Consider the following 13,129-nt stretch of genomic DNA (forward strand, 5'->3'; position numbering starts at 1 on the left):
CGGCCACCAGCCAGCCACCGTCGGCGGAGGGAAACTCAGGAGCAGCCTTCCACGTAGTCGGCCTGCGGGATCAGGCCGACCCGCCAACGGCTGACCTTGCCGTCGGCGCCGACCTCGAACACCAGCTTGCTCGGCGCCACTCCGCTGGCGGCCATCGACAGGTATTGGCCGCCCTCGACGTACTTGTGCGGCGTGGATTGCAGGCCACCGTTGTAGAGCTTCTGCAGGGCATCGGCCTGCATGCCGACCTTGCCGCCGCCGGGCGCGGTCTCCTTGTCGTTGCCGACGTCGTAGCGGACGAATTTGCCGTCCTCGATCATGAAGGCCAGTTCGTTGCCGTCCTTCGCCCACTTCGGCAGCAGGTAGTGGCAGGTACTGCCCTCGCCCGCCGGCAGCGACTTGAGCTCGCCGCCCCAGGCAGCCTTGGCCTCGTCTTCGCTGCTGCCCAGCTTCATGTCGCCGAAACCGGCCAGCCCGGCCTGGGCCAATGCGGGCGGCGCGGCGGGATCGGTGGCGGGCGGAGTGGTGGGCGGAGTGGTGGGTTCGGCGGGAACGCTCGCGGCCGGCGGCGGCGCGGGAGCCGGTGCGTCCGCCTCGGCCGGTGGCTGCGCGGCCGGCGGCTTGCAGGCGGCCAGCGCCAGCGTCAGGGCGAAAGTCAGCAGGACCGGCTTGGGGGCGAACGTCATGGCGGCGGCTCCGTGGGAAAGCCGCAGCCTAGCGCGTCGCGGTGAAGCTGTCGCGAACGGATCAGTCCGGTTTGCGGAAGTGCTTCTGCAATCCGGCCCAGCAGGCAAGGTAGTCGCGCTGGCGATGACCGGCTTCCAGCGCCTGCGCGGCGGGGCGGATCACCGCGCGGGTCTCGAACATGAAGGCCATGGTGTCGCGGATGACATCCGGCTTGGCCAGGTCCGCGGCGCTGGCCTTCTCGAAGGTGGCCGCGTCCGGGCCATGTCCGGTCATGCAGTTGTGCAGCGACGCACCGCCCGGCGCGAAGCCCTCGGCCTTGGCGTCGTACACGCCGGTGATCAGGCCCATGAACTCGCTGGCGACATTGCGGTGGAACCACGGTGGACGGAACGTGTCCTGCGCCACTAGCCAGCGCGGCGGGAAGATCACGAAATCCAGGTTGGCGGTGCCGTGGGTGTCGCTGGGCGAGGTCAGCACGGTGAAGATCGACGGATCCGGGTGATCGAAGCTGATCGACCCGATGGTGTTGAAGTGGCGCAGGTCGTAGCGGTACGGCGCGTAGTTGCCGTGCCAGCCGACCACGTCCAGCGGCGAATGGCCGATCGACGCGCGCCACAGGTGGCCCTGGAACTTGGCGATCAATTCGAACTCGCCTTCCACTTCTTCGTACGCCGCGTGCGGCGTTTCGAAATCACGCGGATTGGCCAGGCCGTTGGCGCCGATCGGCCCCAGGTCGGGCAGGCGCAGCGCGGCGCCGAAGTTCTCGCACACGTAACCGCGCGACGGGCCATCCGGCAGTTCGACACGGAAGCGCACGCCGCGTGGAATCACCGCGATCTGCTGCGGCTCCACCTCGACCACGCCCAGTTCGGTGGCGATGTGCAACCGCCCCTGCTGCGGCACGATCAGCAACTCGGCATCGGCATCGTAGAAGAACCGACCCTGCATCGAGCGGTTGGCCGCGTACAGGTGGACGCCGACGCCATGCTGGCCGGCGGCCGAGCCGTTGCCGGCCATGGTGTACAGGCCTTCGACGAAATCCGTGGATGCTTCCGGCAGCGGCAGCGGATTCCAGCGCAGCTGATCCGGGGTCACCGGCCCGCTGCCGAAATCGTTGTGGAAGCGCGGCTGCTCGAACGCCTCGAAATTCGAATGCATCGCCGCCGGGCGGATCCGGTACAGCCAGCTGCGGCGGTTCTCGCTGCGCGGCGCGGTGAACGCCGTGCCCGAGAGCTGCTCGGCGTACAGGCCGTGGGCCACCCGCTGCGGCGAGTTGCGTCCGATCGGCAGCGTGCCGGCCACGGCCTCGCTGGCGAAATGGTTGCCGAAACCGGTTTGGTAGCCGCTGCTTTTCATGGTGCCTGCCTGTGGCCGCGACGTCCGTCGCGGCGATGCCGATGACGCGATTCTGCCTGAACTGGGGAGCGGCGCCAGGCGCCGCCCGGGTTCAGAGCACGCCGCGGCGCATCTGGTCGCGTTCGATGCTCTCGAACAACGCCTGGAAGTTGCCTTCGCCGAAGCCTTCGTTGCCCTTGCGCTGGATGATCTCGAAGAAGATCGGGCCGATCGCGTTCTGGGTGAAGATCTGCAGCAACTTGCGCTGGTGGGTCTCGGGATCGGCGTCGATCAGGATCTTGTTCCTGGCCAGCCGCGGCACATCCTCGCCATGATCCGGCACGCGCTGGTCGATCACGTCGAAATAGGTGTCCGGGGTGTCGAGGAACTCGACGCCGGCCTCGCGCATGGCTTCCACCGTCTCGTAGATGTCGTCGGTGAAGCAGGCGATGTGCTGGATGCCCTCGCCCTTGTACGCGTCCAGGTACTCGTTGATCTGCGACTTCGGATCCGAGGATTCGTTGAGCGGGATGCGCACGATGCCATCCGGCGCGGTCATCGCCTTGGACAGCAGGCCGGTCTTGGCGCCCTTGATGTCGAAGTAGCGGATTTCGCGGAAGTTGAACAGGCGCTCGTAATAATCCGACCACTTGTCCATGTTGCCGAAGTACAGGTTGTGGGTCAGGTGATCGATGAAGGTCAGCCCGAAGCCCTTCGGGTTCTGCTCCGCGCCCTGCACCGGCAGGTAGTCGCCGTCGTAGATGCTCCCGGTACCGCCGTAGCGATCCACCAGGTACAGCATGCAGTCGCCGATGCCCTTGACCACCGGCGCGGAAACCGCGCGGGTTTCCGGCTTGTGATCGATCGCCTCGCCACCGTTGTGGAGGACGGTGTCATACACCAGTTCGGCCGGCTTGCTGAAGCGGATCGCGAAGCCGCAGGCGCAGGGACCGTGCGCACGGGCGAAATCGGCGGCGAACGAATCCGGATCCTCGTTGACCAGGAAGTTCACCCCGCCCTGGCGGTACACGGTGATCGGACGGGTCTTGTGGCGCAGCACGGCGGTGAAGCCGAGCCGGCGGAAATAGTCGTGCAGGGCCTCGCCCTGGCCATCCGGGGCGGCGAATTCAACGAATTCGAAGCCGTCGATACCCATCGGGTTCTCGAAGGTGGTGACCTGCATGCCGAGGTTGGGTTGTGCGTTCATGTAGCGCCTCGCTAGGCTTGCGGTGGGACAGCCTGCTTTATAGTTTCAATTGAAACTACTTGCAAGCTGCGCCGCGCCATCCCTTTCCGAACCGGCCCCATGAACGATCCCAATCCGACCCCTGATGCCCCAGCCGCGCCGGCCCCGGCCGAGCCGCACCCCCATGCCGTACTGGAGCTGGAGCGATTCCTGCCCTACCGCCTGAGCGTGCTGTCCAACCGGGTCAGCCAGACCATCGCCCACCTGTACGACCAGCGCTTCGGCCTGGCCATCACCGAGTGGCGGATCATGGCGGTGCTGGGGCGGTTCTCGGACCTGTCCGCCGGCGAGGTCGCCGAGCGCACCGCGATGGACAAGGTGGCGGTCAGCCGGGCCGTGGCCAAGCTGCTGGAACGCGGACTGATCAAGCGCGATACCCACGGCGACGACCGCCGCCGCTCGGTGCTGGCGCTGTCGGAAGTCGGCTACTCGGTCTACGACGAAGTCGCGCCGATGACCCTGGAGTGCGAGCGCCGGCTGCTGTCGGAACTGAGCCCCGAAGAAACCCGGCAGCTCAGCCAGCTGATCGACAAGCTGTCCGACGGCGTCGCCCATATGACCGGGTCCACGCCGTGGAAGCAGGCCGACTGACAACGCACGCGGAAAACATTCCGCGGACACGAAAAAGGCGGCCATCGGCCGCCTTTTTCTTTTCAAGTCGACGCCGTCGGCTTACTTCACGCCGTGCATCAGCTTCTGCACCAGCGGCGCGATCAGGAACAGCAGCACGCCGAAACCGAGCAGGGTCCAGAACCCGAAGGTGTAGCCGGACAGCGCCGAGGCCGTGGTCATGCCGGTCTCGCCGCTGACGTGGCTGGCGAAGATGCCGGACAGGTTGTTGCCGATGCCGGTGGACAGGAACCAGCCGCCCATGCCAAAACCGACCAGGCGCACCGGTGCCAGCTTGGTCACCATCGACAGGCCGATCGGCGACAGGCACAACTCGCCGATGGACTGGATCCAGTACACCGCGAACAGCGTCCAGAACGGAATCTTCAGGCTCTGCGGATCCACCAGGCTGGACAGCGCGAACATCAGCAACAGGAACGCCAGGCCGTTGAAGATCAGGCCCAGGCCGAACTTGCGCGGGATCGACGGGTTGGCGCGGCCCATCTTGACCCACAGCCACGCCATGATCGGGGCCAGGGTGATGATGGCGACCGAGTTGACCGACTGGAACCAGCCGACCGGGAAAATCCAGCCGCCGAAGTCGCGATTGACGATCTTGTCGGCGAGGAAGCTGAAGGAGCTGCCGGCCTGCTCGAAGAAGCACCAGAACAGCACGTTGAAGGCGAAGATGATCAACATCGCGATCACCATGTCGCGCTGCTTGGGCCCATTGCGGATGCCTTCGACCAGCAACAGGATCGCCAGGCCGATGAACATCGCGGTGAGGATCCACTGCAGTGAATCCGCGCCGAGGTTCAGCAGGAAGTAGAACACCGGGATCGCCGCGATCGCGCAAATCGCCGTGACCGCCAACCGCGCCATGCTCTCGCCGCCCACCGGCGGCACGCCGATGCCCTTGAGCTGGCTGCGTCCGAACCAGAACCAGACCAGGCTGATCAGCATGCCGATGCCGGAGGTGATGAACACGATCTTGTACACCGGCATCGTATCGGTGCCGAACACCTTCTCGGCCAGCCAGCTTGTCAGCAGCGGCGAGATCATCGCACCCAGGTTGATGCCCATGTAGAAGAGGGTGAAGCCCGAATCACGGCGCTCGTCGCCGACCGTGTAGAGCTTGCCGACCATGGTCGAGATGTTCGGCTTGAACAGGCCATTGCCGGCGATGATCGTGGCCAGGCCCACCTTGAAGATGTTCTGGTCCGGCACGGCGATCATGAACAGGCCGGCCGCCATGATGGCCGCCCCCAGCAGGATCGACCGCTGGTAACCGATGATCCGGTCCGCCACGTAGCCGCCGAAGATGGCCGCCGCGTAGACCAGCGCCAGGTAGGCGCCATAGACCTGGTTGGCCGGCGTCTCGCCGGTGCCGCTGCCGCCGTAGAACTGCGCCACGATGTACAACACCAGCGCCCAGCGGATGCCGTAGAAGGCGAACCGCTCCCAGAATTCTGTCATGAACAGCATCCACAATGGACGCGGATGGCCCAGGGCCTGCTGGAATTCCGGTATCGGTTGCACCGGGTTTTGCGTATCGACGGCACCGCTCATGCGGTCTCCCCCTCGTTATTCAGGAATGACAAATCCACGCGAAAGCCGCGCGGGACGGGGGAGAATTACCGACGCCCGCGGCTCCGTCAATGCCGTTTTTCCTGAATACGGGGGCCGGTGGGCTAGCGGAAAGCCCGGAAAACCCGCGGATTTCCTGCGGGGGCCGAGCCTGGGAGGCTCAGGGCGACGCCGGTCGGTCGCCGTCGATGGAGGTCCGGACCTCGAACAGTTCCGGGAAGAACGACAGTTCCAGCGCCTGCTTGAGGAAGCCCACGCCGCTGGAACCGCCGGTGCCGCGCTTGAAGCCGATGATGCGCATCACCGTGCGCATGTGGCGGAAGCGCCAGAGCTGGAACTGCGATTCCAGATCCACCAGGTCCTCGCACAGCGAGTACTCGCGCCAGTAGCGGTCGGTGTCCTCGTAGATGCGCTCGAACACCGGCAGCAGCGCCGAATCCGACACGTGCGGCTGGCGCCAGTCGCGTTCGCGATGCTCCTGCGGCACCGCGTGGCCGAAACGCGCCAGGTAGCGCAGGAACTCGTCGTACAGGCTGGGCGCCTCCAGCATCCGCTGGAGCTGCGCCTGTCCTTCGGGATCATGGGCGAACACCTTGAGCATCGCGGCGTTCTTGTTGCCCAGCAGGAACTCGATGGTGCGGTACTGCAGCGACTGGAAGCCGGACGACGGCCCCAGCAGATCGCGGAATCCCATGTATTCGGAAGGCGTCAGCGTTTCCAGCACCGACCATTGCTCGGTCAACTGGCGCAGCACCTGCTTGGCGCGCGCGAGCACCTTGCGGGTCTGCCACACCTCGTCGCGCTGCAGGTGCACGGTGGCCGCGCGCAGCTCGTGGATCATCAGCTTCATCCACAGCTCGGAGACCTGGTGCTGGATGATGAACAGCAGCTCGTCGTGATGGGCCGGATCCGAGACCGGCTGCTGTGCCGCCAGCAAACGATCCAGGCGCAGGTAGCCGCCGTAGGTCAGCCGGCCTTCCAGGTCGGTGTGGATGCCGGCTTCCAGGGCGCGTTCGTTCTTTTCTACGGACATCCGTCGACAGGCGGGGCAAGGCTGCGGGTGCAGCGGGGTCGCCAGCGTAACCGATACCGCCGACCGCGCCCTCCCCGGCCGGCGGTCGCCTGCAAAAACCGGGACTTATGTCATCGCCATGCAATGCGCGGGCCGGAGGCTTCCGCTACATTGCGCCAACCGGAGCCGGCCACGGCAGCATCGGGCAGCGGCGCTCGCATTCACGGTCAGGGAGAGTCTGTTGATGGGCATGCCTCGAAACCGCCGCATGGCGGTCTTGCTGTTTTCGGTCGCCACCCTGCTGCTTGCCGCCACGGCGCAGGCGCAGGTGGTGGTCAGCCAGGTCTACGGTGGTGGCGGCAACAGCGGCGCCACGCTGAAGAACGATTTCATCGAACTGCGCAACAACGGCGCCAGCGCGGTCAGCCTGGACGGATGGAGCGTGCAGTACGCCTCCTCCACCGGTACCACCTGGAGCCGCACCAACCTCGCCGGCAGCATCGCCCCGGGCGGCTACTACCTGATCCAGCAGGCGCAGGGCAACGGCGGCACCGTCGATCTGCCGACGCCTGACGCGACCGGCACGCTCACCCTGTCCGGCACCGCCGGCAAGATCGCGCTGAGCCGCAGTACCGCCACGCTGTCCGGCGGATGTCCGCTCACCGACGCCAACCTGGTCGACTTCGTCGGTTTCGGCAGTGCGGCCAACTGCTTCGAGGGCGCCGCCCCGACCGGCACGTTGAGCAACACCAGCGCGGCGCTGCGCAATGGCGAAGGCAGCATCGACACCCAGAACAACGGCGCCGACTTCAGCGTCGGCACGCCCAATCCGCGCAACAGCGGCGCGGCCCCGCCGGATCCGCCGGTGGCCCGTACCATTCCGCAGATCCAGGGCAACGGACTGATTTCGCCGTATGTGGAGAAGCGGGTCATCACCGAAGGCGTGGTCACCGCACTCAAGTTCAACAACGGCTTCTTCCTGCAGGCCGCCAACGACGATGGCGATCCGGCCACGTCCGAAGGGCTGTTCGTGTTCACCGGCAGCGCGCCGCCGGCGAGCGCCGCAGTCGGCAACCGCGTGCGCGTGACCGGCACCGTGGCCGAATTCGTGCCTGCCTCCAATCCACACCAGCTGACCATCACCCAGATCACCGGCCCGACCGTGGAGATGCTGGAAGCCGGCGTGGCGTTGCCGGTGCCGGTCGAACTGGCGGCCGCCGATCTGGCACCTGCCGCCCTGCCCGGCACGCTGGAACGCCTCGAAGGCATGCGCGTGAGCGTGGCCCGCGCGGTGGTGGTGGCGCCCTCGGGGGGCAGCATCGACGAGAACGACGCCACCGCCAGCAGCGACGGCGTGTTCCACGTGACCCTGCCCGAGGTCGCGCGTCCGTTCCGCGAACCCGGCATCGGCGTCATGGACATCATCCCGATTCCCGGCGACAAGCATCCGCCGCGCTTCGACACCAACCAGGAACGCCTGATGGTGCGCAGCCGTGGGCAGGTCAACGCGCAGCCGCTGTCGGTCGACACCGGCGCCGAGGTCACCGGGCTGTCCGGCGTGCTCGACTACTTCTCCGGCACCTGGGCGCTGCTGCCGGATCCGGCCACGCCGCCGACGGCCGGCGCCGGCATGGCGCCGCGCGCGGTTCCGGATGCGCGCTACGACGAGGCGACCATCGGCAGCTTCAACCTGCTGCGCCTGTTCGACGAGGTGGCCGACGGCAACGGCGCGGTCACCCTGACGCCGGCCGCGCTGGACAAGCGCCTGGCCAAGGCGGCGCTGGCGATCTGCGGCTTCCTGAAGACGCCGGACATCCTCGGCGTGGTGGAAGTGGAGAACACCCGCGTGCTGCAGTTGCTGTCCGAGCGCATTGACGCCACCTGCGCCAGCCGCCCGGGCTATGTTCCCTATCTGCAACCGGGCAACGACGTCGGCGGCATCAACGTCGGCTTCCTGGTCAGTTCCCGCGCCACCGCCGGCGGCGCGCCGCGGGTGGAAGTGCTGGAAGTGACCCAGTTCGGCAAGAACACCCCGCTGGCCAATCCCGACGGCAGCACCAGCCTGCTCAACGATCGCCCGCCGCTGCGGCTGCGCGCGCGGATCCACCAGGACGGTGCGGCCGGCTATCCGGTCACCGTGATCGTCAACCACCTGCGTTCGCTCAACGACATGGACGACACCGCGCCGGGCAGCAACGGCTGGCCGACCGGTGGCGATCGCGTGCGGGCCAAGCGCGCCGCGCAAGCTGCCTACCTGGGCGGACTGGTGCAGCAGATGCAACAGGCCGATCCGAACGAGAAGATCGTGCTGGTCGGTGACTTCAACGCGTTCGAGTTCAACGACGGCTACGTCGACGTGATGGGCATCCTGCGTGGCGACGCGGCGCCGGCCGATCAGGTACTGACCTGGGCCGCCAGCCCGGTGACCACGCCGCTGATCGATGGTTCGCAGCTGATCGCCGATCCCGCGCAGCGCTACTCCTATGTCTTCGGCGGCAACGCGCAGACCCTGGATCACGTGCTGGTCAACGAGGCGCTGGTAATGGGTGCGGACGTGCAGGTGGATCACGCGCGCATCAACGCCGATTTCGGCGTGGACAACTTCGGCGACGCCAGCGTGGCGCTGCGCTCCTCGGATCATGATCCGGTGCGCCTGGCCATCCGCGTGCCGGGCTTCGCCCGCGCTGATCTGTCGGCGACGGTGAGCGCGGATCGCGCCAGCGCGGCGGTCGGCGATACCGTGTCCTACACCGCCACCGTCCGCAACGCCGGTCCAGGCGTGGCGGCGCCGGCCGCGGTCGCGTTCGTGTTCGCCGCGGACGTGGCACCGGTGCTGGGCGCCGTCGCCCCGGGCTGGACCTGCGAAGCGCCGGTGCAATCCGGCGACAGCACCCGCCTGGCCTGCACCACGCCGTCGCTGGCCAGCGGTGTCGAAGCCGGCTTCAGCCTGCAGGTCGCGGTGCCGGCCAGCGTCGCCGGCGGCGCGCTCGGCCTGGGCGTGTCGGCCAGCTCGCCGGTGCCGGATCCGGCCAATGCCGACAACACCGCGGCCGTGGCGGTCACGGTGGCCGCGCTGCCGCAGGCCGACCTGTCGGTACGCCTGCTCGGCGGGGCGGCGACGTTCCGCCGCGGCGCCGTCGCCACCTTGCTGGTGCCGGTGCGCAACGCCGGCCCGGATTCCGCCGAACAGGTGAAGGTGGTGCTGGCCAGCAATGTCGAGGCACGCCACATGGCGGTGGCAGCGCCGCGCGGCTGGTCGTGTGGCCGCGCCGCCGACACCGCCACCGGCTCGGCCGCGCAATGCACGCGCAGCACGCCGATGGCCTCCGGTTCGACGCAGGTGCTGGCGTTCGCGCTGGTGGTGCCGAACCGGCCCAAGCGCGGCACGGTGTTCGCCGTCACCGCGCAGGTGGACAGCGCCACCCCGGACCCGGACGCCGGCAACAACCGCGCGCAGCTGATCCGCTGACGCGGCATCGGTGATGGATGAACAAGGGCGCGGCCTGGCCGCGCCCTTGTCGTTTCCGCGCTTGGTTTTCCGCGTGCGCCCGCCCTGTGCACCTTCCCCGCGTGCGCGTCAAGCCGGGGTTTTTCCGCGCAGAATCGCGCTGGTCCAACCTCCGGACAATTCCCGCGCGGGCGCCGCGCGGCCGGCGCCAAGCACCTGACGCGCCAGCGTTTCCCGGTATTTCCGCGCCCCGTGCGGATCTGTGTTGTTGCAGCGCAGGAAGGCCGGTCGGCTCCGGTTCCTTAACATTGGATCCTTCAACATTCGCCGCAACATCCGCAGAGTGACACCCGGCATGACCATCGCCGCAAAGTTCGAAATCGAGTTCCTCCAATACCTCGGCCCGGACGGCAAGCTCGTCCGCGACGACCTGCCCGAAGCCGGGCGCGACACCCAGCGCCTGCGCGAGCTGTTCAAGCAGATGCTGTTCGTGCGCACCTTCGACACCAAGGCCATCGCGCTGCAACGTACCGGCAAGCTGGGCACCTACGCCTCCTGCCTGGGCCATGAAGCCACCCACGTCGGCATCGGCGCCTCGATGAAGCCCGAGGACGTGTTCGCCCCCAGCTATCGCGAGTACGGCGCGCAGTTCATGCGTGGCGTGCAGCCGCGCGACGTGCTGATGTACTGGGGCGGCGACGAACGTGGCAACGATTTCAAGATCGCCCGCCACGACTTCGCCTGGAGCGTGCCGATTTCCACCCAGTGCCTGCACGCCGCCGGCGCCGCGCTGGCGTTTAAGCTGCGTGGCCAGCCACATCTGGCGGTCGCCACCTGCGGCGACGGCGGTTCGTCCAAGACCGACTTCTACGCCGCGCTGAATTCGGCCGGCGCCTACGAGCTGCCGCTGATCCTGTGCGTGGTCAACAACGGCTGGGCGATCTCGGTGCCGCGCAAGGCCCAGACCGGTGCGCAGACGCTGGCGCAGAAGGGCCTGGCCGGCGGCCTGCACTGCCTGCAGGTGGACGGCAACGATCTGATCGCCGTGCTGGAAGCGATGCGCCGCGCCGGTGAACGCGCGCGCAAGGGCCAGGGCGGCACCGTGCTGGAATTCGTCACCTATCGCCTGTCCGATCACACCACCGCCGACGACGCCCGCCGCTACCGCGACGACGCCGAAGTGAAGGCGGCCTGGGAACGCGAGCCGATGACCCGCCTGCGTACCTGGCTGGTCGCGCAGGGTGCCTGGAACGAGGCCGAAGAGGCCAAGTGGAAGGAGGAATGCGGCGCGCGCGTGGACGAGGAAGTGAACGCCTATCTCAACACCCCGGTGCAGCCGGTCGAAGCGATGTTCGACTACCTGTACGCGGATCCGCCGCCGGAACTGCTGGCGCAACGGGCCGCCGCGCTCGCCGCGGAGGGCCGCTCATGAGCACCGTGATGGAAAACAACACCACCGCCAAGCACAAGGCGGCCGACACCGTGGCGGCGCCGACCGCGATCACCCTGATCGAAGCCATCACCCAGGCGCTGGCCTGGGAAATCGCGCATGACGACTCGGTCATCGTGCTGGGCGAGGACGTGGGCGTGAACGGCGGCGTGTTCCGCGCCACCGCCGGCCTGCAGCAGCGCTTCGGCGCCGATCGCATCCTGGACACCCCGCTGGACGAAACCACCATCGCCGGCCTCACCGTGGGCCTGGCCGTGCAGGGCATGAAGCCGGTCGCCGAAGCGCAGTTCGACGGCTTCGTCTACCCGATGGTCGATCACATCATCTGCCACGCCGCGCGCATGCGTTACCGCACCCGTGGCCGCCTGCACTGCCCGATGGTGCTGCGCGTGCCGTGGGGCGGCGGCATCCGCGCGCCGGAGCACCACAGCGAGGCCAACGAGGCCATCTTCACCAACGTGCCCGGCCTGCGCGTGGTCCTTCCCTCCTCGCCGCAGCGCGCCTACGGCCTGCTGCTGGCGGCGATCCGGGATCCGGATCCGGTCATCTATATGGAGCCCAAGCGCATCTATCGCCAGTACAAGGAAGTGGTCGCCGACGACGGCGAGGCGCTGCCGCTGGACGTGTGCTTCGTGCTGCGCGACGGTACCGACGTCACCCTGGTGACCTGGGGCGCGCAGGTGAAGGAAGCGCTGGAAGCCGCCGACAAGCTGGCCGCCGAGGGCATCAGCGCCGAGGTCATCGACGTGGCCACGCTGCGTCCGCTGGACTTCGACACCATCGCCGAGTCGGTGTCCAAGACCGGCCGCTGCGTGATCGTGCACGAAGCCCCGCGCACCGCCGGCTTCGGCGCCGAGATCGCCGCGCGCCTGGCCGAGCATTCGATGTACGACCTGCTCTCGCCGGTCGAGCGCGTCACCGGCTACGACACCCACATTCCGCTGTTCCGCCTGGAGATGAAGTACCTGCCCAGCGTCGACAAGATCGTCGCCGCGGCCAAGCGCACCCTGGCCAACGGCTGATGAAGCGCGCGCGCGTCATCGCGACGCACCGCGCGCCGGATCGCCCGGCCATCCGGATCGCCGCCGGCGATCCGGTGACGCTGGGCGAACGCGACACCGACTGGCCGCAGTTCGTCTGGACCAGCCTGGCCAGCGGACTGGGCGGCTGGATTCCGGTCGCGCTGTTCGACGCCGAACATGGCGCGGCCACCGCGACGGACGAATACGACACGCGCGAACTGGATGCGGAGAAGGGCGAGATCCTGACCCTGCACCACGAGATGGCGGACTGGTGGTGGGCCGAGAACGCACTCGGCCGCACCGGCTGGATTCCGGCGCGCAACCTGGAACCTTTCCAAGCAACACCTGCACAAGAGAAATCCGAATGAGCGACAGCAAGACCTTCAATCTTCCCGATCTGGGCGAAGGCCTGCCCGACGCCACCATCGTCGAGTGGTTCGTCAAGGAAGGCGACGTGATCCGGCTCGACGAGCCGCTGGTCTCGATGGAAACCGCCAAGGCGGTCGTGGAAGTGCCGTCGCCGGTCTCCGGCAAGGTGCTGAAGCTGGCCGGCGGCGCGGGCGACGTGGTGGTCACCGGCAGCATGCTGGCGGTGTTCCAGCCCGATCCCAACCTGCCGCAGCGCGCGGAAGGCCAGGACACCGGCCACCACCACGGCCCGGCCAAGGCGCATGCGCCCGAACCCGCTCCGGCGGCGGCCGCGCCTGCGCCTGCACCCGCCGCCCCCGAAACC

The 13,129-nt window shown here is 67.9% G+C and carries 11 protein-coding genes; 6 read left to right on the forward strand and 5 right to left on the reverse strand.

Annotated elements, in window-relative coordinates; translation table 11 throughout:
- Positions 1 to 35 precede the first annotated feature (35 nt).
- The 3 genes from IQ458_RS14005 to hppD all read right to left on the reverse strand — a co-directional run bounded on the left by IQ458_RS14005 (position 36) and on the right by hppD (position 3,229).
- On the reverse strand, positions 36 to 686 hold the full coding sequence (locus IQ458_RS14005) for a lectin (protein WP_183639209.1): 651 nt from the start codon (positions 684 to 686) through the stop codon (positions 36 to 38).
- Between the two features lie 61 nt (positions 687 to 747).
- Positions 748 to 2,043, reverse strand: coding sequence for a homogentisate 1,2-dioxygenase (gene hmgA, locus IQ458_RS14010; RefSeq protein WP_203323205.1), 1,296 nt, complete (start codon positions 2,041 to 2,043; stop codon positions 748 to 750).
- A gap of 91 nt (positions 2,044 to 2,134) precedes the next feature.
- Positions 2,135 to 3,229, reverse strand: coding sequence for a 4-hydroxyphenylpyruvate dioxygenase (gene hppD, locus IQ458_RS14015; protein WP_192197987.1), 1,095 nt, complete (start codon positions 3,227 to 3,229; stop codon positions 2,135 to 2,137).
- A 99-nt stretch (positions 3,230 to 3,328) separates the two neighbouring features.
- On the opposite strand from hppD, the gene IQ458_RS14020 reads away from it, so the two are divergent.
- Complete coding sequence (locus tag IQ458_RS14020) at positions 3,329 to 3,859, forward strand: MarR family winged helix-turn-helix transcriptional regulator (protein WP_183639214.1); 531 nt, start codon at positions 3,329 to 3,331, stop codon at positions 3,857 to 3,859.
- Positions 3,860 to 3,940: 81 nt separating this feature from the next.
- Here IQ458_RS14020 and IQ458_RS14025 read toward each other — a convergent pair whose 3' ends face one another.
- Complete coding sequence (locus IQ458_RS14025) at positions 3,941 to 5,446, reverse strand: peptide MFS transporter (RefSeq protein WP_203323206.1); 1,506 nt, start codon at positions 5,444 to 5,446, stop codon at positions 3,941 to 3,943.
- A gap of 178 nt (positions 5,447 to 5,624) precedes the next feature.
- Complete coding sequence (locus tag IQ458_RS14030) at positions 5,625 to 6,497, reverse strand: tryptophan 2,3-dioxygenase (RefSeq protein ID WP_183639218.1); 873 nt, start codon at positions 6,495 to 6,497, stop codon at positions 5,625 to 5,627.
- Positions 6,498 to 6,744: 247 nt separating this feature from the next.
- On the opposite strand from IQ458_RS14030, the gene IQ458_RS14035 reads away from it, so the two are divergent.
- From IQ458_RS14035 to IQ458_RS14055, 5 genes are all read left to right on the forward strand, one after another.
- A complete protein-coding gene (locus IQ458_RS14035) occupies positions 6,745 to 9,945 on the forward strand; it encodes a lamin tail domain-containing protein (RefSeq protein WP_203323207.1) in 3,201 nt (1,066 codons plus the stop codon).
- A gap of 334 nt (positions 9,946 to 10,279) precedes the next feature.
- On the forward strand, positions 10,280 to 11,356 hold the full coding sequence (pdhA, locus tag IQ458_RS14040; RefSeq protein ID WP_141455536.1) for a pyruvate dehydrogenase (acetyl-transferring) E1 component subunit alpha: 1,077 nt from the start codon (positions 10,280 to 10,282) through the stop codon (positions 11,354 to 11,356).
- An 8-nt stretch (positions 11,357 to 11,364) separates the two neighbouring features.
- A complete protein-coding gene (locus IQ458_RS14045; RefSeq protein ID WP_183641215.1) occupies positions 11,365 to 12,396 on the forward strand; it encodes an alpha-ketoacid dehydrogenase subunit beta in 1,032 nt (343 codons plus the stop codon).
- Positions 12,396 to 12,764, forward strand: a complete 369-nt coding sequence (locus tag IQ458_RS14050; protein ID WP_183639222.1) for an SH3 domain-containing protein — start codon at positions 12,396 to 12,398, stop codon at positions 12,762 to 12,764. The genes IQ458_RS14045 and IQ458_RS14050 overlap by 1 nt, the downstream gene beginning before the upstream one ends.
- Positions 12,761 to 13,129 (forward strand): biotin/lipoyl-containing protein (locus IQ458_RS14055; RefSeq protein ID WP_328805187.1); only part of this gene is annotated, 369 nt, incomplete at its 3' end. The genes IQ458_RS14050 and IQ458_RS14055, both read left to right, overlap by 4 nt.

This window comes from Pseudoxanthomonas beigongshangi, from assembly GCF_016820515.1.
GTDB classification, from domain to species: Bacteria; Pseudomonadota; Gammaproteobacteria; order Xanthomonadales; family Xanthomonadaceae; genus Pseudoxanthomonas_A; species Pseudoxanthomonas_A beigongshangi.

What these genes read in the sequence shown, in the direction of transcription:
- IQ458_RS14005 (WP_183639209.1), bottom strand. Translation starts at nt 686, where the DNA reads ATGACGTTCGCCCCCAAGCCGGTCCTGCTGACTTTCGCCCTGACGCTG.
- hmgA (WP_203323205.1), bottom strand. Translation starts at nt 2,043, where the DNA reads ATGAAAAGCAGCGGCTACCAAACCGGTTTCGGCAACCATTTCGCCAGC.
- hppD (WP_192197987.1), bottom strand. Translation starts at nt 3,229, where the DNA reads ATGAACGCACAACCCAACCTCGGCATGCAGGTCACCACCTTCGAGAAC.
- IQ458_RS14020 (WP_183639214.1), top strand. Translation starts at nt 3,329, where the DNA reads ATGAACGATCCCAATCCGACCCCTGATGCCCCAGCCGCGCCGGCCCCG.
- IQ458_RS14025 (WP_203323206.1), bottom strand. Translation starts at nt 5,446, where the DNA reads ATGAGCGGTGCCGTCGATACGCAAAACCCGGTGCAACCGATACCGGAA.
- IQ458_RS14030 (WP_183639218.1), bottom strand. Translation starts at nt 6,497, where the DNA reads ATGTCCGTAGAAAAGAACGAACGCGCCCTGGAAGCCGGCATCCACACC.
- IQ458_RS14035 (WP_203323207.1), top strand. Translation starts at nt 6,745, where the DNA reads ATGGCGGTCTTGCTGTTTTCGGTCGCCACCCTGCTGCTTGCCGCCACG.
- pdhA (WP_141455536.1), top strand. Translation starts at nt 10,280, where the DNA reads ATGACCATCGCCGCAAAGTTCGAAATCGAGTTCCTCCAATACCTCGGC.
- IQ458_RS14045 (WP_183641215.1), top strand. Translation starts at nt 11,365, where the DNA reads ATGGAAAACAACACCACCGCCAAGCACAAGGCGGCCGACACCGTGGCG.
- IQ458_RS14050 (WP_183639222.1), top strand. Translation starts at nt 12,396, where the DNA reads ATGAAGCGCGCGCGCGTCATCGCGACGCACCGCGCGCCGGATCGCCCG.